Here is a 26,918-nt window from a genome sequence, read left to right as displayed (position 1 = left end):
CGGCGGGGATCTGTCGGGCGGGCAACAACAACAGCTTGCCATTGCCCGCGCCCTGATTGCCCGACCCAAGGTTCTGTTGCTGGACGAACCGACCGAAGGCATCCAGCCCAATATCATCAAGCAGATCGGCAAGGTTATCGAATTGCTGCGCGATGAAGGACAGATCGCCATTGTTCTGGTCGAGCAGTATTTCGACTTCGCCTATGATCTGGCAGATGAATTTTGCGTGTTGAATCGCGGCGAGGTGGTGCTGTCACGCCCCGCAAATCAGGTTACGAAAACAGAAATCCTTGAACGTGTCTCGATTTAGGACCCGCGCCGTGTTGCCTGTCGGGGGGTAGGTAAAATCGTCGCAGGGGGGCGGATGGGCAGGGACACTGTCCTTATGTCACCTTGCGTTAGCGTTTTGTGCCGCTACACTAGCCCCATACCCGCGAGTCGGTCGGGTGTTATATTGCTGTCAGGCAGCGGGTTCCCCCGCACCCAGAGGAGAGACAAATGTTCAAGTTCAAAACCGCAGCGCTGGCTGCACTGTTCACCCTGCCCTTCGCCGCACATGCGGAACCCACCGGTGACGCCGCCGCGGGCGAGCAGAACTTCCGCCAATGCGCAAGCTGCCACGGCATCGTGTCCCCTGATGGCGAGGTTATTCAACGCCTTGCGCCGACGGGCCCGAACCTGTGGGGCGTCGCCGGGCGTCAGGCCGGTGCCTATGAAGGGTATGAGCGGTTCTCAAACTCCATTCAGGCAGCAGGGTCCGAACACGGGCTTGTCTGGGATGAGGAAAGCTTCGTGGCCTATGTCAACGACCCCATCGGGTACCTGCGCGAGGTTACAGGTGATGCACGCGCGCGCGGCAACATGAACCACCGCCTGCGCGGGTCGGCCGAAGATATCTATGCCTATCTGGCACAATTCAGCGCTGACGAATAAACCCGCGCGCTGCGTTCGGAAGTCGGGGGCCAGCCATGGCCCCCGTTTTCATTTGTCCCGGTCAACCATTCTCGCGCAGAATATGCCCCGCCAGATACAGCGACCCGCAAATCAGCACCTGCGCCTGCGGGTCCTGCGCAGCAATTTCGGCCAGCGCATCGGCGACACTCTCGGCCTGTTGTGCGGGAATACCTGCTGACTGCGCGGCATTTGCGGTTTCTTGCGCGCTTAGGGTTGCGGCCTCCCCGGGGATGGAGACGGCATAAAGACGCTGCGCCACACCGGCCAGCGGACGCATGAACCCGCCCACATCCTTGGTATTCAGCATGCCGCAAATCATCCACAGCTTGCCCAGATTCATCTGCGCCAATGTGGCGGCAATCGCCTGACCTGCGGCCGGATTGTGCCCCCCATCCAGCCACAGCCGCCCTTGTGGCAGTGCATCGACCAGCGGACCATTGCGCAGGCGCTGCATGCGCGCGGGCCATTGCGCGCGGGTGACTGCTGCTTCCGCCCCTGCCCCGTGCCCCAGCGTGCGCAATGCGGCCAGTGCCACACCGGCGTTTTGCACCTGATGCGGCCCTGCCAGATTGGGCAAGGGCAGATCCAGCAGGCCGGTTTCGTCCTGATAGACCAGCCGCCCGCCTTCTGTGGTCACATGCCAGTGCTGCCCCTGAACCAGCAATGGCGCGCCAAGGCGCGCGGCGCGCGCTTCGATCACGTCCAGTGCCGCATCTTCTTGCGCGGCCACCACGCACGGCACACCGCGCTTGATGATGCCCGCCTTCTCGCCCGCGATTTCGGCCAGCGTGTCGCCCAGATACTGCTGATGGTCCAGACTGACCGGCGTGATGATACTTAGCGCCGGTTGTTCGACCACATTTGTCGCATCCAGCCGCCCGCCCAGCCCGACTTCCAGCAGGGTGTAATCTGCGGGCGTGCGGGCAAAGGCCAGAAGGGCCGCACAGGTTGTAATCTCGAAATAGGTGATCGCGTCCGTTCCGTTGGCCCGCAGACATTCATCCAGCAAATCCGTCAGCGCGGGTTCGGAAATCAATTCCCCCGCCAGCCGGATACGTTCATGAAACCGCGCCAGATGCGGGCTGGTATAGGCGTGGGCACTGCATCCCGCCCCTTCCAGTCCGGCACGGATCATGGCTTGCGTGCTGCCCTTGCCATTGGTGCCCGCAATATGGATGACGGGCGGCAGGTCGCGTTCCGGATGGTCCAGCGCCGCCAGCAGACGCCAGACACGGTCCAGCGTCAGATCAATAATTTTGGGATGGAATGCCATCATGCGCGCCAGAAGCGCGTCAGACCCTGCGCCTGTCACGGATCAGCGCCCCTGTTCGGGGGCAGCAGGGTCCGGTTGCGGGTCCGCCACCGCGTCCGGCGCGGGAAGATCGCCATAGACGACAGGCCCCTGCGCTGTCAGCATCCGCAGGATTGTCGCCACCTCGGACCGCAATTCCTTGCGCGGGGTCACGCGGTCCAGCATGCCATGATCCAGCAGGTATTCGGCGCGCTGGAACCCCTCGGGCAGGGTTTCGCGGATGGTCTGTTCGATCACACGCGGACCGGCAAAGCAGATCAGCGCATTGGGTTCGGCGATCTGCACATCGCCCAGCATCGCGTAACTTGCCGTCACCCCGCCTGTGGTCGGATGGGTCAGCACCACGATATAGGGAAGGCCCGCTTCGCGCAGCATATCGATTGCGACAGTGGTGCGCGGCATCTGCATCAATGACAGGATACCTTCTTGCATACGCGCGCCACCTGCGGCGGAAAACAGCACCAGCGGCAGCTTGCGCGCAATCGCATGTTCAGCGCCCGCAATGATGGAATTGCCGACATACATGCCCATCGACCCGCCCATGAACCCGAAATCCTGCGCGACCGCGACAAGGCGCGTGCGCAGCACCTGCCCTTCGGCCACCAGCATGGCTTCCTTTTCGCCCGTGCCCTTTTGCGCGGCCTTCATGCGGTCGGGGTATTTCTTCTGGTCGCGGAAATGCAGCGGGTCGGCAATGGGCTGGGGCACGGCGATTTCGGTGAACATGCCGCCATCAAAGAAATTGGCGAATCGTTCGCGCGGCGAAATCGGCATATGGTGGTTGCACGATGTGCAGACCTGCTGGTTCTGGGTCAGTTCCCGATGAAACAGCATTGTCCCGCATTCGGGGCATTTGACCCATAAATTCTCTGGCATCTCGCGCCGGGAGAAAAGCGAGTTGATCGTCGGGCGAACGTAATTTGTAATCCAGTTCATCGCGGTATCCTGAAGGGCGTCTGGCCTGAGATAATCGCCATACGCATGAAATGCAATCAACGAGCGCGCAGCCACCACCGGCATCCTGCCCAGACCAGCACCATGCCCGCCACATCCAGCCCCAGCATGAAGGTCATGACCTCTGTGTCCTTGGGGCCGAAAGGCAGGCGGTACAGCGCCAGACCGTCCAGCGCCTCGCCCGTGGTGAACAGGAACATGGCCAGCAGGTTATTGGCAAAATGCAGACCCCACGCCATGCCGATGCTGCCGCTGCGCGCCGTCAGATCGGCCAGCAGCAGGCCGAAAAACCCTGTCACAAACACCACCATCCAGACCGCGCCGCCCATCTCGTCCGGGGCGTAATGCACCAGCCCGAACAACACGGATGGCACCACCATCCACACCCAGCGCGACAGGAAACGCGCGGCCAGTTGCTGTTGCAGATAGCCGCGAAACACCAGTTCCTCGGCGCCGGTCTGGATCAACAGGCCCAGCAGTGCGACAGGCAGCCATGCCAGCCAGACCGTCCACGCCACGCCGCTGCCCAGTTCGACAAAAACCAGCACATACACAACGCCCGGAACCGACATTGCCAGAAAGATCAGCAGCCCCGCCAGAAAATCGCGCCAGACCAACGCCCGCGGACCAAATAGCGAGGCCACGCTGCGATGATGGATAAACCGCACCGCCGCGAATGCGCCCAGTGCCATGCCGACAAAGGTGAACAGCACCCCCACCAGCGATGCAGGCGTCCCGCCCAGCCCCGCGCCTTCAAGACCGGCATCAAGGTTACGCAGGCCATGTATGCCCATAAACCCCACGCCCATCAACGCGATCCAGCCCAGATAGACGGCCATCAGGACCATCATGCCCAGAAACAGGCGCCACAGTTGCGGGCGCAACCGGGCGGGGGCGACATAACGGTCAAAAATCAATGGCTGCAACATAACAGAATATATCCCCGAAAGGTGAAGCGTGCTGTCGCACAAACTGGCACAATCGCGCCCCGCTTCAAGCAGATCACGGACAGGGTGACAATGGCGCGATGACATGACAATGTGACACCTTATCGTGTTAAGGAACAGGTCATGGCGGCGGCAACAGTTGTTCTGGTTGTCATATTGCAGGTGGGCTTCATTATCCGTGCGCTGCTGCGCGCGGGGCTGTCGCCCTCCGCGCGGCTGGCGTGGGTAACGATCATCTCGGCCCTGCCGGGGGCGGGCATTGCCGCGTATTTCCTGTTTGGCGAAATCCGGCTGGCGCGTGCGGGGCGCGAACGCATGCGCGAGGTGCGCAACAAGTTGCAGGCCGCGCAACGTGCCACACTCGGGCACGGGACCGTGCACACAGGTGCCGCATATCCGGCTTTTGCGGCAGGTCTGGCCACCAGCCAGTTCCCGCCACTGGCAGGAAACCGCCTGACCCTTCTGTGCGAAGGGGACGCCATGATGCACGATGTCTTTGACGCGATCGGGCAGGCGCGCGACCATGTGCATGTGTTGTTCTATATCTGGCTGCCCGATGCGACCGGCACGCGCATGGCGCAAGCCCTGATGGATGCCGCGCGGCGCGGGGTGACATGCAGGGTGCTTGTCGATGACCACGGCGCGCGGCGCCTGATCCGGTCGAACCTGTGGCAGTTGATGGGCGCGGCGGGTGTTGCGCTGGAACGGGCGGCCCCTGTCGGCAATCCCTTCATCAGCCTGCTGTTCCAGCGCATCGACCTGCGCAACCATCGCAAGATCATTGTTGTGGACAACCACCTGAGTTGGGTCGGCAGCAGGAACTGCGCCGATGCTGCCTTCGCCATCAAGCCGCGCTTTGCCCCTTGGGTGGACATCCTTGTGCGGCTGGAAGGGCCGGTGGTCCAGCAGCAACAGGCGGTTTTCCTGCATGACTGGATGACGCATCATGCAGAAGACCTTAGCCATATGCTGCGCGCCCCTGCCCCGCCAGCGCCCAAGGGCGATGTGGTTGCGCAGGTTATCGCGTCCGGCCCAGACGATATTTACACCACACCGTCAGACGCGTTGCGCGCCATGATCTATGCCGCGACCGAACGCCTGACGCTGACCACACCCTACTATGTGCCCGACCCCGCCCTGCACACGGCCATTTGTTCAGCGGCGGAACGCGGCGTGCAGACCGACCTGATCCTGCCCGCCCGCAATGACAGCGCTATCGTGGGTGCGGCCAGCGAAAGCCTGTATCCCGACCTGCTGCGCGCGGGCGTGCGCATCCACCTGTTCACACCCGGGCTTATTCATTCCAAGATCGTCACTGTTGACGGCCAGTTCGGCATGATTGGCACCGCAAATCTGGACCATCGCAGTTTTGACCTGAACTATGAAAACTCGTTATTGTTCCAATGCGCCAGCTTTACCGAATGTCTGGACCAGCGCCAGCGCAGCTACATGGACCGCGCCACGCGGATCGACCGCGCGGATGTGGCCAACTGGTCCATCATTCGCAGGCTGCGCAACAATACGTTGGCGCTGGCAAGCCCGCTGTTGTGAGGGCGCACAGGCCACAGGAAAACGCAGGCAATCGCGCAAACTTCGTCCCGTCAGTCTTGTTGCCCACACTGCGGCACCCTACATGCAAGGCCATGTTCATGAATTTACCTTTCCTTCCGAAAAAACCGACCGTCGCCGTGATCCGCTTGCAGGGCATGATTGCCGCAAGCAGCAGTCCGGGGCGGCTGAATGATGCCACCCTTGCCCCCCTGATCGAGGCGGCATTCCGGCGCGGGAAACCGGCGGCGGTGGCGCTGGTGATCAATTCACCGGGGGGAAGTCCTGTGCAAAGCGCGCTAATCGCGGCGCGCATCCGCCGGCTGGCCGAGGAGGTGAAGATCCCCGTGCACGCCTTTGCCGAGGATCTGGCGGCATCGGGCGGCTACTGGCTGGCCACGGCAGGCGATGATATTCATGTCGATGCAAATTCGATCATCGGCTCCATCGGGGTTGTTTCGGCAGGGTTCGGGCTGCATGACCTGATTGCGCGTCACGGCATTGAACGGCGTGTCTACACCTCGGGCAAGTCCAAATCGCAACTGGACCCGTTCCGCCCCGAAAACCCCGACGACATTGCCCGCCTGCGCGCCCTGCAAGATCAGGTGCATCAGAATTTCATCACACAGGTCAAGGACCGGCGCGGCGCAAGGCTGGCGCAGGATGACAGCCTGTTTACGGGGGAATTCTGGGTTGGCAGCCGCGCGGTTGAACTGGGACTGGCCGACGGGTTGGGCCATCTGGTGCCCGTGATGAAAGCGCGCTACGGCGAGAAGGTGCGGTTCCGCTCGTATGGAATTCGCCGCCCCTTCCTGTCGCGGCTGGGGCTGGGCATCATGTCCGACGCGCTGGAGCTGTCGCAGGAACGCGCCCTGTATGCACATTACGGGATGTAGGCCATGATCATTAAAATTGTGGCGGCATTTCTGGTGTTTATTGTCGTCATGGGCGCAATCAAGAAATTCATGAATCCGGCATACAAGACGCCGCTGGACCGGTTGCGTCAGGCGAAACTGCCGCGCCCGCGCAAATGCAAGACATGTGGAAAATTCCTGCTGAACGGCGAATCCTGCCGCTGCAAGCGCTAGATTTTGGAAGGCTGTATATAGATGCTGGTTGACCTTGCGCAGGTTGCTGCGGGATTGGTGATCTTGCTGGTGGCCGGCGATCTGCTGGTTCGTGGCGCAGTGAACATGGCGCTGCGGCTGGGCATTCCCGCGCTGATGGTGGGCATGACCATTGTGGCCTTCGGCACATCCGCGCCCGAGCTTCTGGTGTCGGTCAAGGCAGTGCTGGAAGATGCGGGCGGGCTGGCATTGGGCAATGTCGTGGGGTCCAATATTGCCAATATCCTGCTTGTTCTGGGCTTGCCTGCGCTGGTTTCCGCACTGGCCGTGAACCGCGAGGTGCTGCGCGATTACCTGATGATGCTGGCAGTCAGCGTTTTGTTCATCGCGCTGGCGCTGACCGGCGTGATCGGGGGCTGGCAGGCGCTGGTGTTGCTGGGGGCATTCGCGCTGTTCATGGCCGACAGTATCCGGCGCGGGCGCAAGGCGCGAACACAACCCGACGATCTGGAAGGCGCGGATATGTCCATGAGCGGGGCGAAGATCGCGCTGTTCACCCTTATTGGCATCGCGGGCCTGCCACTGGGGGCAAGCGTGCTGGTCAGTGGCGCGGTTGATATTGCCGAAACGCTGGGTGTCTCGGACCTGATGATCGGGTTGACCGTGGTGGCCGTGGGCACATCGCTGCCGGAACTGGCCACGACCCTGATGGCGGCCATTCGCCGCGAAGGCGGCGTTGCCTTGGGCAATATCATCGGATCAAACCTGTTCAATCTGGCGCTGATCCTTGGGGTTGCCGGTCTGTTCGGACGCATGGAAATTCCTGCACAGATGATACAGCTGGATCTGTGGGTCATGCTGGGGGCCACACTTCTTCTGGCTTGGTTCATCTGGACACAAAAACCCATCTCGCGGATATGGGGCGGGGCCTTGCTTCTGGGATACGGGGGCTACATCTGGGCTTTGACACAGATCGGAGTGTGAACAATGCCCAAGGCCCTTGTGACTGGCGCGGCCCACCGACTGGGGCGGGAAATGGCCCTGTATCTGGCGCGGCGCGGCCATGATGTGGCAATCCACTATGCGCGCTCGGACATGGCCGCGCGACAGCTTCAGGCGGACATCATGGCCATGGGCCGCAAGGCCGTTTGCGTTCAGTCCGACCTGCTGAAGGAAGATGCGCTGCACAGTGTTGTCACAGACGCGGCGCGCGGACTTGACGGCGCGCTGTCGGTGCTGGTGAACAACGCCTCCATTTTTGAGGATGACAGCATCGCCAATGCCACGCGCGAAAGCTGGGACAGGCATATGATGACAAACCTGCGCGCGCCCTTCGTGCTGACGCAGGCATTTGCAGCGCAATGCCCCCCTGCCCTGACCGATGCCGCCGGGGAACCTGTTGCCAGCGGGCTGGTGGTGAACATGATTGACCAGAAAGTGCGCAAGCTGACGCCACAGCACATGACCTATTCCATCGCCAAGATGGGGCTTTGGGCCTTCACGCGCATGGCCGCGCAAGAACTGGGCCCACAGATCAGGGTGAATGCAATAGGCCCCGGTCCGACACTGCAAGCGGCCGATCAACCACAGGGCGAGTATCAGCACAGCCGCCGCACAACCATGCTGGGCCGCGGTGCGAACCCGTCCGATATTACTGCCGCACTTGGTTTTTTCTTGGATGCTCCGGCGGTTACAGGGCAACTTTTATGTATAGATGGCGGGCAGCATCTGGGGTGGCAAACGCCGGACGTGGCCGGGCTGTAAGCGGCATTCTGCATGCAATTTACCAAGTTGTGCACCGTTCACGAAACAGTCACAAATCCGTAACCATTTATTAATAAATTTCAGTGACTTGACAGGTGCCAATTAAATTATCATTTACAAACAACATGTTAAATTTATGCACAAAAATTAGGCACAGCTTGAAACTGGTAGGGATTCAAGGGAAAATCGACGCGTTACAGTTTTCGCCCACAGACTTATCCACAGATTCAGTGGACAGGATTCAGGTTGCAGGACCAGCCCGGACATTGCAGACAAAGGCAGAATCAGCAAGGACCACGCGCAATGCCGGACAACAGGCCGCCAAATGACACACCGGACACAGCCCTGCGCGGCCATGCCTGCATTCAGTCCTATCTGAAATCGCTGGACAACTCGCCTGGCGTGTATCGCATGCTGAACGAAAAATCCGAAGTTCTGTATGTGGGCAAGGCGCGCAGCCTGCGGATGCGGGTATCGAATTACGCGCGCCCGTCCGGGCATTCGGCACGCATCGCGCGGATGATCTCGGAAACCACAAGCATGATGTTCCTGACCACGCGCACCGAAACCGAAGCGCTGTTGTTGGAGCAGAACCTGATCAAGCAGCTGAAGCCGCGTTACAATGTGCTGCTGCGCGACGACAAGAGTTTTCCCTATATCCTGCTGCCCAAGGACCACGCATTTCCGCAATTACGCAAGCATCGCGGGCGGCGGTCGGTAAAGGGCAGCTATTTCGGCCCCTTCGCCAGCGCGGGCGCGGTGAACCGCACCCTAAACCAGTTGCAGCGCGTGTTCCTGCTGCGCAACTGCACCGATTCCGTGTTTCACAGCCGCACGCGGCCCTGCTTGCTGTATCAGATCAAACGCTGCAGCGCGCCCTGCGTGGGCTATGTGACCGAGGACGAGTATGCCGGACTGGTGGCTGATGCAGAACGCTTCCTGTCGGGCAAAAGCACGCGCATTCAGGCGCAGCTGGCGCAGGATATGCAGGCCGCATCCGACAATATGGAATTTGAACGCGCCGCAGCCTTGCGCGACCGTATCCGCGCGCTGACCAATGTGCAGCAATCCCAGGGCGTGAACCCGCGCGGCGTGACAGAAGCCGATGTCATTGCCATCCATCTGGAAAAGGGGCAGGCTTGTGTGCAGGTGTTCTTCATCCGCGCCAATCAAAGCTGGGGCAACCGCGATTTTTACCCCGCAACAGGTGCAGGCGCGGAAGAACCGGAAATTCTGGAAGCCTTCCTGACGCAATTCTATGACGGCAAGGAACCGCCGCGCCTGTTGCTGCTGTCGCATGAGTTGGAGAACGCCGATCTGGTGGCCGCCGCCCTTGGCGAACGTGCGGGCCGCAAGGTGGAACTGGCCGTGCCCCAACGCGGCGAGAAGGCGGAACTGGTGGAAAACGCGCTGCGCAACGCGCGCGAAAGTCTGGCCATGCGCATGGCGTCGACTGCCGCGCAGGGCCGCTTGCTGGACGGGCTGGCCGACGCCTTCGGGCTGGACGGGCCGCCCGACCGCGTGGAGGTGTATGACAACAGCCATATTCAGGGCACCGACGCCGTGGGCGCGATGATTGTGGCAGGCCGTGACGGGTTTATCAAAAGCCAGTATCGCAAGTTCAACATTCGCGGCGACAGCCTGACACCGGGCGATGATTTCGGCATGATGAAAGAAGTTCTGACCCGCCGTTTCCAGCGCCTGCTGAAGGAAGACCCCGACCGTCAGGGCGACACATGGCCCGACCTGCTGCTGATTGACGGCGGCGCGGGGCAAGTCGGCGTTGTGGCCGGAATCATGGCCGATCTGGGCGTGGATGACATTCCGGTTGTGGGGGTGGCCAAGGGCATTGACCGCGATGCGGGCAAGGAAGAATTCCACCGCCCCGGTGCGCGCCCCTTCGCGCTGCGCCACAATGATCCGGTGCTGTATTTCGTCCAGCGCCTGCGTGATGAGGCGCACCGTTTCGCCATTGGCACACACCGTGCAAAACGGGCCAAAGCTGTCAGCGCCTCGCCGCTGGATGATATTCCGGGCGTGGGCGCAGGGCGCAAGCGCGCGTTGCTGGCGCATTTCGGCTCGGCCAAGGCAGTGGCGCGCGCGGGCCTGTCGGACTTGCAGGCAGTGGGCGGCATATCGGAAACACTGGCGCAGGTCATCCATGACCATCTGAACGCAAGGTAGGCGGCCATGCAGAATATCGTCATTCTAACCGGCGCGGGCCTGTCTGCCGAAAGCGGGCTGGGCACATTCCGCGACCAGAACGGGCTGTGGACCAAATACGACCTGAAGGATGTGGCCACCCCCGAAGGCTTCGCGCGCAATCCCGCGCTGGTGCATGATTTCTACAATGCGCGCCGCGCGAATTGTCTGGGGGCCAGCCCCAACGCGGCACATGCAGCCCTTGCCCGCCTGCAACGCGCGGCCCCCGACCGCGTGTGTCTGGTGACGCAAAATGTCGATGACCTGCTGGAACGCGCGGGCGCGGTGGATGTGGTGCATATGCACGGGCAGTTGAACCGCGCGCTATGTGCGGATTGCGGCCACAGATGGGACGCGCCGCAGGTGATGTCCCCGTCCGACCCCTGCCCTGCCTGCGGGCGTGCCGCGACGCGCCCCGATATCGTGTGGTTCGGGGAATACCCCTATCATATGGACCGGATCGACCGCGCGTTGATGCGCGCCGATCTGTTTGTGGCGATTGGCACATCGGGCAATGTCTATCCGGCGGCGGGGTTTGTGCAGCAAGCCGCCGCTATGGGGGCCGCAACGCTGGAGCTGAACCTTGACCCTTCCGCCACAGCGGGGCTGTTCGAGGACACGCGCCTTGGCCCTGCAAGCCGGATCGTACCCGTCTGGGTCGAGGAGGTTCTGGCGGGCTATTCAGGACAAAAGGACAGGTAACGTCTGCGCGTCTTGGCCTGAAGCGGTCATTGGGTATTGCCCAAAGGTGCGGAATCAAGGGCGCAGCCCTCCGCGCCATCGGTGGGCCGTCCCGCGGCCTGCCGATTACTCTGGTGGCATTTCAATCCTTGAGACTCAGGAGTATGCCGCCTGCATAAAATGCATTCCTATACCGTCGGATCGGCAGACCCCGGCCCACCGCTGGCGCGGGCTTTATCCAAGCGCGTAGGGCAGCTTCAGGCCATAAGCCTCCCCTGCTATCCTTCCGCCCCCCATTCACAACCTTCCCACCCTTGCGCCCCCGCGCGAAGCAAGGCAGTGTCGCGCCATGGCGTTTCGTTTCATTCATACCGCTGACCTGCATCTGGACAGCCCGCTGCGATCGCTGGCGCTGCGTGATCCGGATCTGGCCGGTTTGATTGCCGGTGCCACGCGCATGGCCTTGCGCAACATAATTGATCTGTGCCTGTCCGAGCAGGTCGATGCGCTTCTGGTTTCGGGTGACCTGTATGACGGGTCACAAACCAGCATGAAAACCGCGCGTTTTCTGGCGGCCGAACTGGCGCGGCTGGATGATGCCGGTATCCGCGCCTTCATCATTCGCGGCAACCATGACGCCGAAAGCCGCATCACCCGCGAACTGACCCTGCCGCCCTGCGTGCATCTGTTCGACGGGCGCGCAGGCGTGGAACTGCTGGAGGCAGGCCCCCTGCGCATTGCCCTGCACGGGCTAAGTTTCCGCGAACCCAAAGCGCCCGAAAGCCTGCTGCCCAAATACCGCGCCCCTGTTGGTGATGCCGTCAATATCGGCCTGATGCACACATCCCTGAACGGTGCCGAAGGGCATGACCCCTATGCACCCTGTTCCCTGTCCGATCTGCACGCAAGCGGGTTTGCCTACTGGGCGTTGGGGCATATCCACAAACGCGCGGTTTATCGCGGGGACGCCTGTGTGGTCATGCCGGGCATTCCCCAAGGGCGCGACATTGGCGAAGTGGACGGCGGGTCGGTCACATTGGTCACAGTGGATGATGGCGGTGCCCTGCATCTGGAAGAACGCGGCGTTGCGCTGGCAGCCTTTTGCCCGCTGAATGTGGATGTGACGGGCATTGACCACTGGAACGGCGTGCTGGCCGCCATACGCACCGCATTGCAGAACGCACAACGCCGCGCGCCCCATCTGGTGGCCCGTCTGCGCCTGACAGGGTCCAGCCCGCTTGCGCAGCGCCTGCTGCGCGACCGCGACCTTACCCTGGCCGAGGCACAGGAACTGGCCCGCGCCATAGGCCAGACATGGGTTGAGAAACTGGTTCTTGACCTTGGCGACACCACGTCTGTTTCGGGCGAGCTTGCACAGCTTGCCGCCCTGATCGACACGGAGTTTCGCCACGCCGCGCATTTCACCGCCACATTGGAGGAGATGCGCGCCACCCTGCAAGCCGCCCTGCCCCCAGACCCCGCCTTGCGCGCGGCGTTTGACCAGTTGGACCCCGCCCTGATCGATGACGGGCTGGCGCAGGTTCTGGCCCGTCTGGGGGATGCGCGCTGATGCGGCTGGATGCATTGGGCCTGACCGCTTATGGCCATTTCACCGATGCGACATTTTCCCTGCCCCCACCGTCCAGCGGCGCACCCGACCTGCATATCGTGTTCGGCCCGAACGAGGCAGGCAAATCCACGCTTCTGGCGGCATGGCTGGACCTGCTGTTCGGGTTCCCGAACCAGACGCAATATGATTTCCTGCATGAAAAACGCGCATTGCGGGTGCAGGCGCAGTTGCGTGATGTGTCGGGCAATGCCTATGCGCTGGCGCGGATCAAGGGGAATGTGAACACCTTGCTGGATGCAGCGACCGACCAGCCGGTCGCCCCATCCGTGCTGGCCAGCCTGTTGGGGGGGCTGGATCGCAGCAGCTACACCACCATGTTTTCGCTGGATGACGCCACATTGGTCAAGGGCGGCGACAGCATTCTGGCCAGCGAAGGGGATCTGGGCCAGCTTCTGTTTCAGGCCACCGCAGGGCTGGCCGAACTGGGCGAGCGGTTGCGCGACTTGCGCGCGCAATCGGACGAGTGGTTCCGTCCGCGCGCCCGCAAAACCCAGCTTCACGCATATCGCGACCGCCTGAAACAACTGACCGAGGATCGCAAGGCCGTGGACCTTCAGGTCAGCGCGTGGCGCAAGCTGTGCGATGATGCGCAAACTGCCGATCAGACCTATCAGCGCGCGTTAAACGCACGCGCGCAGACGCAAACCCTGCATGATGCCCTGGCGCGCGATCTGGCCGCACTGCCCGTTCTGGCCCGACTGCACCGCGAAGAAGCGGCGCTGTCCACACTGCCAGCCCCCGCACCCCTGCCCGCCGAGTGGGTGGCGAACCTGCCAGAGTGGCAGCGCGAACACACCAGTCTGGCGGCCCTGATCCCGCAGGCGGAAGCCGCGCTTAGGGATGCCGAACACGCATTGGACGGGCTTCAGGCGGATAGTGCCGCGCTGCGCCATGTGCCCGATCTGGACAGGCTGCAAGCCCGCTTTGGCGTCATTGACCAACAGCAGGATGATTTGCCCAAGCGCCAGTCGCAACGTGACAACCTGCAAGCCGCAATTGCGCAGGCCATCGCCGATCTTGGGCTGGACGGCGACCAGCAGGGCGACCAGAACGCAGCCCCACTTGCCGCACCGCTGCGCGATGCGCTGGCCACCCTGATCGAGCAGGACAGCGACCTGTCACGCCGCGCACAGCTTGCCACGCAGGAACTGGCACAGGCCAGCGATGCGCTTGTCGAAATATCCGGCAATGACCCGGCCGCCCAACCGGATGAGGCCAGATTTCAGGCGCAACAAAACCTGCAGGCGCTGTTGCCCGAATTGCGCGCCAAGGACCCTTTGCGCGCCCATGCGGACGCGACATCGGCATGGGACACTGCACGGGTGGCGTGCGAACATGCCTTTGCCGCGCTGCATCCATGGCAGGGCACGCCGCAGGCGCTGCGCAATATTGACCTGCCTGCGGCGCAGGCCCTGCGCGCGCTTGGCACACAGATCGCTGACGCCGAAGGCGATATCCGCGCGGCAGAAACAGAAAACCGCCGCCTGCAAATACTTGTGGCCCGCGGGCAAGCGGCCTTGGGGGATTGCGCCGCGCCAACGCAGGACGTGCTGGACGCCGCACGCGATCTGCGCGACCGCCTGTGGGCGGCCCATTTGCACAACATGAATAATGCCACCGCGCGCGAATTTGCCGCCGCGATGGCTGCCCATGACGGGCAGACCCGACAGATGATAGATGCCGCGCGCATGGCTGAACGGCTGGAACAGCTGCGCGCCCATCAGGCCGAACTGGCGCAGGCGCTGGCGCACAAGGCACAGGCGGAAGCTGTGCTTGCAGACCTGATGGACCAGCTTGCCGCACTTTGGGCAAGGGTGCACCCGCAAGACACTGGCCCGCCGCGTTCTGTCGCCGATCTGCTTGTATGGCAGGACCAGCGCGCCAAGGCGTTGCAAGACGCACAAGCCCAGGCGCAGGCGCGCACCCATCTGGATGCCTGCATATCGCGGCTGGAACAGGCCCGTGCCACCCTGAGCCACGCGATTGCGGCCATGGGCGAAAGCCCTGCCAGCGAAACCGACTTCACCTTGCTGCTTGCACAGGCCGAGGGGCTGAATGCCAATGCCGCACGCCTGACCGAGCGTCGCGCAGCCCTAAGCCGCGCGCAGGCAGACCTAAGGCGCAGGCAAAACGCGCTGGATCAGGTGCAGGCCAGCCGCGCCGCGTGGCAGACGCGCTGGACGGACACATTGGCGCAGACATGGATCGCCCCGACGACACCTGTGCCACAAGTGCGCGCCATCCTGACGGCACTGGACAGGCTGGCCCCGTTGCGCAGTGAATTGCGCGACCTGACGCACCGCATTGACGCGATCGGCAAGGATGAACGCGCCTTTTGCGACCAGCTGGCTGCGCTGGCGCAGGACATGGACATGCCGCCCCATCCCGACCCGCGCGTGCTGTGGCCACAACTGCGCGACAGGTTGCGCCGCGCGCAAGACACCGCAGAGCAACGCCAGCGCCTGATCAAGGCCCGCGATACGGCCCGCGCGGAACTGGACGCGCTGATGCGCCGTGCACGCGCGCTGGAGGATGCGACCCAGGCGCTGCGCGCGCAATTCAACACCGCGTCACTGGACAAGATTGCCGAACAGATGGCCGCCATCCGGCAGGCCAATGACGCAAGCGCCCGCGTGACCGACACGCGCCATGACCTTGCAAGCCATCTGCATTGTGATGATCTGGCGGCTGAAATCACGCGGTTGCAGGCGCTTGACCCTCAAGCCATGGGGGTGGAACGCGACACGCTTGCCGCCACGCTGAAAGCACAGGATCAGGCGCTGCGCGAAGCCTATGCCCAACTGGCCGCCGCGCGGGCGGAGCTGGACAGCGTAGGACTGGACGATGCCGCCGCCCGACTGGAGGAGGAACGCCAGACACTGGTTTTGCAGATCGCAGAGGAAGCGCGCGACTATCTGGCGCGACAGGCCGGTATTCTGGCCGTGGAACAGGCACTGCGGCGCTACCGCGACACGCACAGGTCCACCATGATGGACCGCGCGGGCCATGCATTCCGCGCGCTGACCTGCGGGCGCTACAAGGGCTTGTCCACCCGTCCTGACGGGGCGCGGGAATTGCTGATTGCACGCGATGCGCGCGGCGCGGCAAAGCCCGTGGACACCCTGTCCAAGGGGACCAGTTTCCAGTTATATCTGGCATTGCGCATTGCGGGCTATCTGGAACTTGCCGGCAGCCGCCCCATGGTGCCGTTCATTGCAGATGACATTATGGAAAGTTTCGACGATGACCGGTCCGCCGCAACCTTCCGGTTGCTGGGCGATATGGCGCGAAAAGGACAGGTGATTTACCTGACCCACCACGCGCATCTGTGCGAGATTGCCAAACGCGCCTGCCCCGATGCGCAAATCCACGATATGCGCGCGCTGTCACGCTGATCGTGTCGGGGTGCCCCCGATGGCCTGTGTGACCTGCGCCCCTGTGCCAGTGCCGACCTTCCAAACGCAACTGGCGCAGGATAGCAGCGGCGAACACTGTTGCGCCCCGTGGGGGAACGTGATTTCCTGTTCGGGCAAGTGCATGACATAGTCATGCCGCGTCATCGGGCAGGTAGGGCGAAAATGGTGTCGGTTCCCACAATAGCGGCGATCCGGTTCGGGGCCGGATTGTCCCCGAACACCCCGGCGCCCGCAAATGCCGATATGCTGTATAACAGCCTGCAAGCAGAAGCGCGGCCTGCATTCCCGCCACAGCCATGGGCGGAACGCCTGTCCCTGCTGCAAAACCGCGCAACCCTGCTGCGCACCAGCCGCGAGGAAACCGCCACGCCCGCCGACCGCTCGGCGTTCGAGGGCGCGCATCAGGCCCTGCGCGATGCCAGCTTCACCGATCTGCGCCATGCCATTGCCGAACTGGCCTATGCGGACTGCGGGTTCCATGAACGCCTGACCCGTTTCTGGGCCAACCATTTCGCAGCCATGGGCATGGGGGGCGCATTGATGCGCACGCGCAGCGCCTTTATCCATGACGCGATCAGGCCGCATGTGACGGGCCGTTTTTCCGACATGCTGCGCGCGGCGGTGCTGCATCCGGTGATGCTGGTCTATCTGGACCAGTTCCGTTCGGTCGGGCCGAACAGTGCGGTGGGCAGGCGACAGGGGCGCGGTGTGAATGAAAATCTGGCCCGCGAGGTTCTGGAACTGCACACGCTGGGCGCGTCAGCAAGCTATACGCAGGCAGATGTCAGCCAGTTTGCCCTGCTGCTGACCGGACTGCGTGTAGGCCCGCAAAACGAGTTCATGTTCGATTCCCGCATCGCCGAACCTTCCATACTGGAGGTGCTGGGCACGCGCTACGGGGCACGCGTGACGCGGCTGGAGCATATCATAAAAGCGCTTGATGATCTGGCCCGCCACCCCGACACCGCCACGCATATCGCACGCAAGCTGGCGCGGCATTTCGTGGCTGATGCGCCCGACCCGCAGCTTGTCGCGCATATCGCGGCTGCGTTTTCCCAAAGCGGCGGGGATCTGATGACCTGTTACCGCGCACTACTGGAACACCCTGCGGCATGGGAAAACCCGATGGCCAAGACCCGCGCGCCGGTGGAATTGATGGCAGCGGCGATACGCGCCCTGAATATCCCGCGTGACGGGTTTCTGGCGCTGCCATCACGGCGCACACGGCTGGAACTGGCGGACCCCTTGCAGCAGATGGGCGAGGCGTTTGAAGCCGTCCCAAACGCTGCGGGGCATGACGACGCTGCCGCCTACTGGGTCACGCCCCAGACGCTTGCGGCACGCATTGGCTGGGTCACGGCGCTGGTGCAGCGCTGGCCGGACGGGCCGGACCCGCGCGCATTCGTGGATCTGGCACTGGGCGATGCAGCGCCCGACGCGCTGCGCCGTGCCGCACGCGGGGCCGAGACGCGCATACAAGGGATCGGGCTGATCCTTGCATCGCCCGCATTCAACCGCAGATAAGGGGAAAGGGCACATCATGGCCGACCGGATGAACCGCCGCCAGCTTTTGACCCGTGCGCTGGCGCTGGGGTGCACGGCGGCGGCCAGCCCTGTGCTAACGCCTGTATCGCTGGCCGCGCTGCCGGGCACGCGCCGACTGGTTGTCATCGTTCTGCGCGGGGCCATGGACGGGCTGGACGTATTCCGCCCCGTGGGTGATCCGCATCTGGCCGCATTGCGCCCGCATCTGACGCAGGAAAACACGCCCCTGCCGCTGGACGATTTCTTTGCGCTGCATCCTGCCTTGTCGGGGTTGATGCCGTTGTGGCACGCGGGCGAGATGGCTTTTGTTCCTGCAACGTCAACCTTGTACCGCGACCAGCGCAGCCATTTTGACGGTCAGGACCATCTGGAAGCGGGCACGGCGGGTGTCCTGCCGCCCGCCTTGCAGCGCGATGGCTGGCTGAACCGGCTGGTTGCACAACTGCCCCATGCGCAGGCACGCACGGCCTTCGCGGTGGGGCGTGAACGCATGCTGATCCTTGAAGGGCAGGCCCCGATGACCCAATGGTCGCCGGGCACCGATCTGGACCTAAGCCCGCAAAACCGGCTGCTGCTGTCCTACCTGTTCGACAATGATCCGCTATTTGCACAAGCAGGCCGGATCGCACTGGAAATGACAGCCACGGGCACCGATACGGATGACGGCGATATCCCCGCAGGCAGCGATGCGGCCGGACTTGGCCAATATATTGCGCAGCAATTGCTGGCTGACGCACGCATTGCCAGTTTTTCACTGACCGGATGGGACACGCATCGCGACCAGCACCGCGCGCTGCTGCCTGCGTTGGGGCGGTTGCAGGATGCGATTCTTGCCTTGCGCGAGGGCCTTGGGCCGGTTTGGGGCGAAACCACTGTGATGGCCATGACAGAATTCGGGCGCACGGCACGCGAAAACGGCGCACGCGGCACCGACCACGGCACGGGCGGGGCGCTGTTGCTGGCGGGCGGGGCGTTGCGCGGGGGGCGGGCCATCGGGGGCTGGCCGGGTCTGGGGGATCAGGACCTTTATGCAGGGCGCGACCTGATGCCCTTGTCGGACATTCGCGCCTATCCGGCATGGGCGATGCGTGATCTGTTCGGCCTGCCGGTATCAAGCATTGAACGGCATGTGTTTTCAGGCCTGGACATGGGCGATACCCCGCGCCTGTTTCTGTAAGGGGGCCTTCCGGCTGCTTTGTGCCTGGCCCGAACAGCGTGCCCTAGAACATGTCGCGTTCATAAGTATTCACGCGACATGTTCTAACTTATTGGTTCTGCATGCTCGAGAAGCTCAAAACCGGTTCCCACTTTTGAGCAACACGCCCTAGTTCGCCTTGCGTGTGGGCGTGAAGGGAAGCGGCAGGACAGGAACCCCGTCATCCAGCAGGGCCTTGGCGTCCTGTGGTCGGGCCTCGCCATAGATCGGGCGGTCGGGGATATCGCCCAGATACATCGCGCGCGCCTGAGAGGCGAAATTCTCACCGACATATTCGGAGTTTGCTTCGATATGGCTGCGCAACTCCCGAAGTTTCGCGGCCAGTTCGGGGCTGTTGTGTTGCGGGGCGGCGGGCGTGTCGGACGGCGCGGGCTTGTCGGGGGATTGCGTTTGCGCCACAGCAGGCGCCATCAACGCCTTTTCGACCTGTGTGTCGCCACAGGACGGACAGGCCACAAGTTTGCGGTTTTGCAGGCTGTCAAATGCAGCGCCGGACTGAAACCAGCTTTCAAACCCGTGCCCTTGCGCACATCTGAGAGAGAATTTGATCATGATCCAGGCCCCTTGCACCCTTGGCTGTGTAGTTAAACGCTGGGGCGGTTAATTCAAGCTGAAACCTTTGCCCTTTCAAGGACCAGCACTAGTTTCCCGTATCTACAGGAGGGATCGATGCGCGCTGTCATATGCACACTCATTGCAATGCTCTTGGGGTTTCCGGCCCATGCGTTCCAGTTCAGGGGTCTGGACGGGCAAGTACTGGATCTGGACGACTGGCGCGGGCAACCCGTTCTGGTTGTGAACACAGCGTCATTGTGCGGGTTCACGCGGCAATACGGCGACATGCAGCAGTTATATGACGATTACGGGCCGCGCGGGCTGGTTGTGCTGGCGGTTCCATCCGATGATTTCCGGCAGGAATTGTCCAGCAATGAAGAGGTTGCGGATTTTTGCCGCGTCCAGACCGGACTGACATTTCCCATTACCGAGATCACGCCGGTGCGCGGGCCGGAGGCGCATGCGTTCTATCGCTGGCTTGCAGATGCGCATGGCGCGGTGCCGACATGGAATTTCAACAAGGCACTGATCGGCCCCGATGGCGCATTGCTGGGGTTCTGGGGGTCCGGCACGCGCCCGACCGCCCGCGCCATCACGCGGCAGATCCGCGCGGCCCTGCCGTGACGCCGGTTTTCATAGGGTCCGGCATCTATCGCGGGTCCAGCTATGGCGCATGGCACCCTTTGCATATTCCGCGAGTTTCCACAGTGATGGATCTTGCGCGCGCCTTGGGGTGGCTGCCCGACGCACAATACCGCACCAGCCCACGCGCCAAACCGCTGGCGCTCGGCATGTTTCACACCCCTGACTATGTTGCGGCCCTGATGCAGGCGGAAGCAACGCAAACCGTGGATGAGGGGATGCGCGCCCGCCACGGGCTGGGCACCACGGCCAATCCGGTCTTTGCTGAAATGTTCCGTCGCCCTGCCACAGGGGCAGGCGGTGTGATGCTGGCTGCCGAGTTGATGCGCGATGGCGGCGTCGTGCATGTGCCCGGCGGCGGCACCCATCATGCCATGGCCGACCGTGCAAACGGGTTTTGCTATCTGAACGACCCAGTTCTGGCGCTGCTGAGCCTGCGGCGCATGGGGCTGTCGCGCATTGCCTATGTCGATATTGATGCCCATCATTGCGACGGTGTGAACGCGGCATTGGCGGGCGCTGATGATATGCTGATGATTTCCGTCCATGAGGACCGCCGCTGGCCCTTCACCGGCGCGCTGGGGGATGACGCGGGCGGACGGGCGCTGAACCTGCCGGTGCCGCGCGGGTTCAATGACAGTGAAATGCGCTATGTCCTGCACCGGCTGATCCTGCCTGTGCTGGAACGGTTCGACCCGCAGGCGGTGGTGTTGCAATGCGGGTCCGACGCCATTGAGGAAGACCCGCTGTCGCGGTTGGCACTGTCCAACAACGCCCATGTGGAAACCGCACTGGCGCTGCGCGATCTGGCCCCGCGCCTGATGGTGCTGGGCGGCGGTGGGTATAACCCGTGGTCGGTCGCGCGCTGCTGGACGCGGGTGTGGGGGGCGCTGAACGGCCATACCGCAAGCGCCCCCCTGACCGATGCGGCGCAGCAGGTTTTGCACGCGTTGCACTGGAACCGGCGCGGCACAGGGCGCAGGCCGCAGGATCATTGGAAAACCACGCTGGCCGACCCCCCGCGCGAAGGCCTTGTGCGGCCCGAAATTACAGGCGCCGTGGCCAGCCTGCATGCGCGGTTTGACGCTGCGTCACCCCATTCGCGGCGCAATGGGGCACAGGGGCAGAAAAAAACCGCCCATAGCCCTGCCCCAAGCCTATAGGCCACCTTGCGTAACCCACTGCACACGCCTATGAAGTGGCGCGAAAACCGTTTGGAGGGGTCGGCCAATGCCGCTTCTGGTAATGAAATTCGGCGGCACCTCGGTTGCGGATCTGGAACGGATCCGCAACGCGGCGCAAAAGGTCAAGGCAGAGGTTGACCGCGGCTATGACGTGATCGTCATCGTCTCGGCCATGTCGGGCAAGACCAATGAACTGGTGGGTTGGGTCAATGAGACCTCGCCCATGTATGACGCACGCGAATACGATGCCGTCGTCAGCTCGGGCGAGAATGTGACCGCAGGCCTGATGGCCCTGACGTTGCAGGAAATGGATGTGCCCGCGCGCAGCTGGCAAGGCTGGCAGGTTCCCATCCAGACCACCAGCGCGCATAGTGCGGCACGGTTTGTCGATATTCCGCGCGCCAATCTGGACGCGAAATTTTCCGAAGGCTTCAAGGTTGCCGTGATCGCGGGCTTTCAGGGTGTCAGCGCTGAAGGGCGTATCACCACCCTGGGGCGTGGCGGGTCCGACACCACGGCTGTGGCCTTTGCTGCGGCGTTCGACGCAGAGCGTTGCGACATCTACACCGATGTGGACGGTATCTACACCACCGACCCGCGCATCACCTCGAAGGCGCGCAAGCTGGACAAGATCAGTTTTGAAGAAATGCTGGAACTGGCCAGCCTTGGTGCGAAAGTGCTGCAAACACGCTCGGTCGAGCTGGCGATGCGCTATAAGGTGCGGCTGCGTGTATTGTCATCGTTTGATGATACGGATGAGCAATCAGGAACCCTGGTCTGTGATGAGGATGAAATCATGGAATCGAAAGTCGTGTCTGGCGTGGCCTATAGCCGCGAAGAAGCCAAGCTGACCCTTGTCACCGTCGAGGACCGCCCCGGCATAGCCGCCGCCATTTTCGGCCCCCTGTCCGAAGCGGGCGTCAATGTGGACATGATTGTCCAGAACATCTCCGAACAGAATTACAAGGGCCGCGAAAAGCCGGTGACCGACATGACATTCTCCTGCCCGGTGGAGCAGGTGAACCGCGCGCGCAAGGCGCTGGAAGCTGCGCGCGATGCAGGGTCCATCACCTATGACATGCTGGAAATAGATGAAGATGCCGCCAAGGTTTCGGTTGTCGGGATTGGCATGCGTAGCCATGCTGGGGTTGCGGCGCGCATGTTCCGCGCGCTTGCGGATGAAGGTGTCAACATCAAGGTCATTGCGACATCAGAAATCAAGATTTCAGTCCTGATTGACAGGAAATATATGGAATTGGCTGTTCAGGCGCTTCATGATGCGTTTGAACTGGACAAGGCGGGCTGAGAAACAGCCCGCAACAATTTGGAGGGGCCATGCCCCACAGAACACAGACAGACAGCCGTATGCTGCTGCGCCGGTTGCGCGACACGCTTGCGCAGGGCAGCCCCGGACAGGAGCGGCTTGACCGGATTACGACCATCATCGCAGAATCCATGCATACGGATGTCTGTTCCGTCTATCTGTTCCGCGATCCTGACACGCTGGAACTGTGCGCAACCGAAGGGCTGAAGCCGGAATCCGTGCATCACACCCGTTTGCGACTGGGTGAAGGGCTGGTGGGCAAGGCGGCAAGGCTGGCGCGCCCCATCAACACGGCCAATGCCCCCGCCGAGGCCGGATTCCGTTATATGCCCGAAACCGGCGAAGATGTGTTCACATCCTTTCTGGGGGTGCCCATACAGCGTCTGGGCGAGCGTCTGGGCGTTCTGGTCGTCCAGTCCCGCGAATCGCGCCTGTATTCCGAGGACGAGATTTACGGCCTTGAAGTGGTCGCGATGGTGCTGGCAGAAATGACCGAACTGGGTGCGTTTGTGGGCATGTCCGCCGACATGCCGTCCCCACATATGAGTCAGGCCGTGTTGCACGGCATCACCGCGCAGGAAGGTGAAGCGGAAGGCCATGTCTGGCTGCACCAGCCGCGTGTGGTTATCACAAATCTGGTCAATGATGATTCCGAAGCCGAGCTGGAGCGCCTGCAACAGGCGGTGAATGCGCTGCGTGTCTCGGTCGATGATATGCTGGCCGCCACGCGGTCGCGCGACAAGGAACATACCGAAGTGTTGCAGACATACCGGATGTTTGCGCATTCGCGTGGCTGGCTGAAACGGATGGAAGAAGACATTCGCCTTGGCCTGTCAGCAGAAGCCGCTGTGGAAAAGGAACAATCCGAAGCCCGCGCAAGGCTGGAAACCGTGCCCGACGCCTATTTGCGCGACCGGCTGCATGATCTGGATGACCTGTCAAACCGGTTGCTGCGCATTCTGACCGGCCAAGGCAATGAAACGGGCGCGGAAATGCCCGAACGCCCCATATTGGTTGCGCGCAATATCGGGCCGGGTGAATTGCTGGAATACGGGCGAAAACTGCGCGGTGTCGTGCTGGAAGAAGGGTCCGTGGGCAGCCATGCGGCGATCGTGGCACGTGCGCTGGCCATTCCGCTGGTCATCAATGTGCCGCGCATCACCACCGAGGCCCTGAACGGCGATCACATTCTGGTCGATGGCACCGAAGGTGTGGTCCATCTGCGCCCCGATGACAGCATCAGTTCGGCATTTCGTGACAAGATGGCGATGCAGGCCAAGGCGCAGGAACGCTATGCCAGCCTGCGCGACAAGCCTGCAACGGCCCTGTGCGGAACACGCATAAGGCTGAAAATGAATGCGGGCCTGATGGCCGACCTGCCGTCCCTGCCCAGTTCCGGCGCCGAGGCCGTGGGCCTGTTTCGCACCGAATTGCAGTTCCTGATCCGCGACAAAATGCCCAAGCGGTCCGAACTTGTGGCCAATTACACCCGTGTTCTGGATGCAGCGCAGGGCAAGAAAGTGTATTTTCGCACCCTTGATATAGGGTCTGACAAGGTCATGCCCTATATGAAGCGCCCGGATGAACCGAACCCCGCAATGGGGTGGCGGGCGCTGCGTGTGGGTCTGGACAAGCCGGGTGTGCTGCGCATGCAGTTGCAGGCCCTGATCCGTGCCGCCGCAGGACGCCCGCTAAGCGTGATGTTTCCCTTGGTGGCGCAAGCTGGCGAATTTGACCGTGCCCGCGATGTGTTGATGCGCGAACTGGACCGCGAACGCAGGCTGGGTCATGCCCTGCCCGAAAAAATAGACGTGGGCACCATGCTGGAAACCCCGTCACTGGCCTATGCGCCCGACAGTTTTTTCCAGAATGTTGATTTCATCTCGATCGGCGGGAATGACCTGAAGCAGTTTTTCTTCGCTGCCGATCGTGAAAACGAACTTGTGCGGCGCAGATATGACACCCTTAACCTGAGTTTTCTGACATTCCTTCAGCATATCGTGGACCGCTGCCATGCTGCGGGAACCGACCTGTCATTTTGTGGCGAGGATGCGGGGCGTCCGTTGGATGCGCTGGCCTTCGCGGGCATCGGAATTCAGGGATTGTCCATGCGTCCGGCGTCTATCGGGCCGGTCAAGTCGCTGATCCGGCGGGCCAACCTGAATGAAGTGACCGAAATCATCGCACGTTGCAGCGCACGCGGATTGGAAAGCGCGCGGCCGGCATTGCTGGATTATGTCGCCTCGCTGCCCTGATCGCAGACCGCCGCCTGTGGCGGGGCCGCGCAGGCAGCATCATGTTGCACGACCAGGCCCTGCACCCCGTCCCAAGCCCCCGGAACCAGCGCCAGCCCAAGAATGCGGGCGGGGTTTGTGGGGGGCGGCATTTGCACAGCGTCAAGGCGCTGAAAGCCGAAGCGCCCGTAATACGGCTCGTCCCCGACAAGCAACACCCGTTTCCAGCCCAGTTGGGCCGCGCGTGACAGGCTTTCGCGCATCAGCCAACCCCCCAGACCTTCGCCCTGATGGGTCGGGTGAACTGCGATTGGCCCCAATAACAACACATCCGCACCCGCCACGCTGACAGGCCAGAACCGGATTGCGGCCGCCACACCGCTGTCATCGCGCAGCAGCAGACATAGCCCCGCCACAGGGGCCACACCGTCACGCAAACGGTAGGATGACAGCGCTTCACGGCCCGGTGCGAAGCACAGGTCATAAAGGGCCTCGACCTCCCACCAATCCGAGTTAGTTTCCTGCAATAACCGCATGATCTGTTCCCTGCGCCATCAGCGCTGGCCGCGGCACTAGCATGCCGCTAGACTGGGCGCAAACACACGAAGAGGCATATTTTGTTTTATGAACCCCGCAACGGCCACGGCTTGCCGCATAACCCGTTCAACGCAATTGTAACCCCCCGCCCCATTGGCTGGATTTCAACGCGCGGACCTGACGGGCACGACAACCTTGCGCCCTATTCGTTTTTCAACGCTGTCGCTTATGAGCCGCCGCAGGTGATGTTCGCATCCACCAGCGCCAAGCCAGACCGCGACGGCACCAAGGACAGCGTGGCCAATATCCGCGAAACAGGCGTGTTTTGCGTCAATATCGTGGAACATGCCGCGCGCGATGTCATGAACACCACGTCCGGCCCATGGCCGCGGCAGGTAGACGAGTTTCAGAAAGCAGGCATTCCGCGCGCATCATGCCACATGATTGACGCCACGCGTGTCGCAAACGCCCCTGCCGCGCTGGAATGCCGGATGACCCAGATTGTGACACTGGCCGGAGAGGCGAATTTTCTGGTCATCGGTGAAGTCATTGGCGTGCATATGCGCGATGACTGCATGGTTGATGGGATGTTCGACATTACCAGTTTCAAGCCGCTGGCGCGCTGCGGTTACCGCGATTACGCCGTGGTGGAACAGGTGTTCAGCCTGAAACGTCCGGGCGAATGATCTTGACGGGGTGGTGCGCCACCCCTGTCAGGCCAGCCATTCGCTGAATTCGTCGATCACGCTGGCGTAGATATCGCGTTTGAACGGCACAATCGCATCAAGCATGTCATTTGCCGTGATCCAGCGCCATTGCGAAAATTCAGGGTGCTGCGTCCGGATATCTATCTGGTCATCGCGCCCTGTAAACCGCATCAGGAACCAGCGCTGTTTCTGCCCGCGATACCTGCCCTTCCAGATACGCGGCACAATGTCATGCGGCAGGTCATAGGCCAGCCAGTCCCGCGTTTCCGCCAGCGGCACCACCAAGTCGGGGGTGACACTGATTTCTTCGGCCAGTTCGCGCAGCGCGGCCGTGCCGGGGGTTTCGCCCTTGTCTATGCCGCCTTGTGGCATTTGCCATGCGGGGATTTCGCTATCGATACGTTGGGCCGCGAAAACCAGCCCGTCCTTGTTGATAAGCATTACCCCCACACAGGGACGGTAGGGCAGTTGCGCAATCTGGTCGGGGGTCATGGTGGTG

General features: G+C 62.4%; 24 protein-coding genes. 18 read left to right on the top strand and 6 right to left on the bottom strand.

Translation table 11 applies throughout. From position 1 onward, the window contains the following. Both ACTIE1_RS13680 and ACTIE1_RS13675 read left to right on the top strand, forming a co-directional pair. On the top strand, positions 1-310 hold a 310-nt coding region (locus ACTIE1_RS13680; RefSeq protein WP_439563443.1), incomplete at its 5' end, for an ATP-binding cassette domain-containing protein. A 188-nt stretch (positions 311-498) separates the two neighbouring features. Further along, positions 499-933, top strand: a complete 435-nt coding sequence (locus ACTIE1_RS13675) for a c-type cytochrome (protein WP_439561078.1) — start codon at positions 499-501, stop codon at positions 931-933. Positions 934-994: 61 nt separating this feature from the next. On the opposite strand, the gene ACTIE1_RS13670 is transcribed toward ACTIE1_RS13675, so the two are convergent. Genes ACTIE1_RS13670 through ACTIE1_RS13660 form a run of 3 tightly spaced genes read right to left on the bottom strand, consistent with a single transcriptional unit; the run spans position 995 to position 4,149 of the window. After that, positions 995-2,266: a bifunctional folylpolyglutamate synthase/dihydrofolate synthase gene (locus ACTIE1_RS13670; RefSeq protein WP_439561079.1), complete on the bottom strand. Its 1,272-nt coding sequence runs from the start codon at positions 2,264-2,266 to the stop codon at positions 995-997. Between the two features lie 3 nt (positions 2,267-2,269). Further along, positions 2,270-3,202 carry an acetyl-CoA carboxylase, carboxyltransferase subunit beta gene (gene accD, locus ACTIE1_RS13665; RefSeq protein WP_439561080.1) on the bottom strand — a complete coding sequence of 311 codons (933 nt, stop codon included), beginning with the start codon at positions 3,200-3,202 and terminating at the stop codon, positions 2,270-2,272. Positions 3,203-3,258: 56 nt separating this feature from the next. After that, complete coding sequence (locus ACTIE1_RS13660; RefSeq protein WP_439561081.1) at positions 3,259-4,149, bottom strand: lysostaphin resistance A-like protein; 891 nt, start codon at positions 4,147-4,149, stop codon at positions 3,259-3,261. Between the two features lie 141 nt (positions 4,150-4,290). On the opposite strand from ACTIE1_RS13660, the gene cls reads away from it, so the two are divergent. From cls to ACTIE1_RS13605, 11 genes are all read left to right on the top strand, one after another. Beyond that, positions 4,291-5,718 (top strand): cardiolipin synthase, encoded by a 1,428-nt coding sequence (gene cls / locus ACTIE1_RS13655; RefSeq protein ID WP_439561082.1) that lies wholly within the window; start codon positions 4,291-4,293, stop codon positions 5,716-5,718. A 92-nt stretch (positions 5,719-5,810) separates the two neighbouring features. After that, entirely contained in the window at positions 5,811-6,611 is an 801-nt protein-coding gene (locus ACTIE1_RS13650; RefSeq protein WP_439561083.1) for a S49 family peptidase, read from the top strand. Positions 6,612-6,614: 3 nt separating this feature from the next. Beyond that, positions 6,615-6,803 carry a hypothetical protein gene (locus ACTIE1_RS13645; RefSeq protein WP_439561084.1) on the top strand — a complete coding sequence of 63 codons (189 nt, stop codon included), beginning with the start codon at positions 6,615-6,617 and terminating at the stop codon, positions 6,801-6,803. Between the two features lie 21 nt (positions 6,804-6,824). Beyond that, positions 6,825-7,766 carry a calcium/sodium antiporter gene (locus ACTIE1_RS13640; protein WP_439561085.1) on the top strand — a complete coding sequence of 314 codons (942 nt, stop codon included), beginning with the start codon at positions 6,825-6,827 and terminating at the stop codon, positions 7,764-7,766. A 3-nt stretch (positions 7,767-7,769) separates the two neighbouring features. Beyond that, positions 7,770-8,546, top strand: coding sequence for an SDR family oxidoreductase (locus tag ACTIE1_RS13635; RefSeq protein ID WP_439561086.1), 777 nt, complete (start codon positions 7,770-7,772; stop codon positions 8,544-8,546). A gap of 303 nt (positions 8,547-8,849) precedes the next feature. Continuing rightward, on the top strand, positions 8,850-10,730 hold the full coding sequence (gene uvrC, locus ACTIE1_RS13630; RefSeq protein WP_439561087.1) for an excinuclease ABC subunit UvrC: 1,881 nt from the start codon (positions 8,850-8,852) through the stop codon (positions 10,728-10,730). A gap of 6 nt (positions 10,731-10,736) precedes the next feature. Continuing rightward, complete coding sequence (locus tag ACTIE1_RS13625) at positions 10,737-11,450, top strand: NAD-dependent deacylase (RefSeq protein WP_439561088.1); 714 nt, start codon at positions 10,737-10,739, stop codon at positions 11,448-11,450. Between the two features lie 328 nt (positions 11,451-11,778). Then, a complete protein-coding gene (locus tag ACTIE1_RS13620; RefSeq protein ID WP_439561089.1) occupies positions 11,779-12,999 on the top strand; it encodes a metallophosphoesterase family protein in 1,221 nt (406 codons plus the stop codon). Continuing rightward, positions 12,999-16,454 (top strand): AAA family ATPase, encoded by a 3,456-nt coding sequence (locus tag ACTIE1_RS13615; RefSeq protein WP_439563442.1) that lies wholly within the window; start codon positions 12,999-13,001, stop codon positions 16,452-16,454. The genes ACTIE1_RS13620 and ACTIE1_RS13615 overlap by 1 nt, the downstream gene beginning before the upstream one ends. Before the next feature lie 183 nt (positions 16,455-16,637). Then, entirely contained in the window at positions 16,638-17,999 is a 1,362-nt protein-coding gene (locus ACTIE1_RS13610) for a DUF1800 domain-containing protein (RefSeq protein WP_439563441.1), read from the top strand. Between the two features lie 16 nt (positions 18,000-18,015). After that, entirely contained in the window at positions 18,016-19,197 is a 1,182-nt protein-coding gene (locus ACTIE1_RS13605; RefSeq protein WP_439561092.1) for a DUF1501 domain-containing protein, read from the top strand. A gap of 147 nt (positions 19,198-19,344) precedes the next feature. On the opposite strand, the gene ACTIE1_RS13600 is transcribed toward ACTIE1_RS13605, so the two are convergent. Next, on the bottom strand, positions 19,345-19,788 hold the full coding sequence (locus ACTIE1_RS13600) for a DUF1178 family protein (protein ID WP_439561093.1): 444 nt from the start codon (positions 19,786-19,788) through the stop codon (positions 19,345-19,347). A gap of 117 nt (positions 19,789-19,905) precedes the next feature. On the opposite strand from ACTIE1_RS13600, the gene ACTIE1_RS13595 reads away from it, so the two are divergent. From ACTIE1_RS13595 to ptsP, 4 genes are all read left to right on the top strand, one after another. Then, positions 19,906-20,415, top strand: coding sequence for a glutathione peroxidase (locus ACTIE1_RS13595; protein WP_439561094.1), 510 nt, complete (start codon positions 19,906-19,908; stop codon positions 20,413-20,415). Next, on the top strand, positions 20,412-21,596 hold the full coding sequence (locus ACTIE1_RS13590) for an acetoin utilization protein AcuC (protein ID WP_439561095.1): 1,185 nt from the start codon (positions 20,412-20,414) through the stop codon (positions 21,594-21,596). Before ACTIE1_RS13595 ends, ACTIE1_RS13590 begins: the two co-directional genes overlap by 4 nt. 67 nt (positions 21,597-21,663) lie before the next feature. Continuing rightward, positions 21,664-22,923 (top strand): aspartate kinase, encoded by a 1,260-nt coding sequence (locus ACTIE1_RS13585; RefSeq protein WP_439561096.1) that lies wholly within the window; start codon positions 21,664-21,666, stop codon positions 22,921-22,923. Between the two features lie 29 nt (positions 22,924-22,952). After that, entirely contained in the window at positions 22,953-25,196 is a 2,244-nt protein-coding gene (gene ptsP, locus ACTIE1_RS13580; RefSeq protein WP_439561097.1) for a phosphoenolpyruvate--protein phosphotransferase, read from the top strand. Here ptsP and ACTIE1_RS13575 read toward each other — a convergent pair. Continuing rightward, on the bottom strand, positions 25,175-25,711 hold the full coding sequence (locus ACTIE1_RS13575) for a GNAT family N-acetyltransferase (protein ID WP_439561098.1): 537 nt from the start codon (positions 25,709-25,711) through the stop codon (positions 25,175-25,177). The two genes, ptsP and ACTIE1_RS13575, sit on opposite strands and share 22 nt — an antisense overlap. An 81-nt stretch (positions 25,712-25,792) precedes the next feature. On the opposite strand from ACTIE1_RS13575, the gene ACTIE1_RS13570 reads away from it, so the two are divergent. Further along, positions 25,793-26,398 carry a flavin reductase family protein gene (locus ACTIE1_RS13570; RefSeq protein WP_439561099.1) on the top strand — a complete coding sequence of 202 codons (606 nt, stop codon included), beginning with the start codon at positions 25,793-25,795 and terminating at the stop codon, positions 26,396-26,398. Between the two features lie 27 nt (positions 26,399-26,425). Here ACTIE1_RS13570 and ACTIE1_RS13565 read toward each other — a convergent pair whose 3' ends face one another. Next, positions 26,426-26,911, bottom strand: a complete 486-nt coding sequence (locus ACTIE1_RS13565) for an RNA pyrophosphohydrolase (RefSeq protein ID WP_439561100.1) — start codon at positions 26,909-26,911, stop codon at positions 26,426-26,428. Positions 26,912-26,918 lie beyond the last annotated feature (7 nt).

Source organism: Roseinatronobacter sp., assembly GCF_051859525.1.
GTDB lineage: Bacteria > Pseudomonadota > Alphaproteobacteria > Rhodobacterales > Rhodobacteraceae > Roseinatronobacter.
This window is presented reverse-complemented; position numbering and strand designations above follow the sequence as displayed.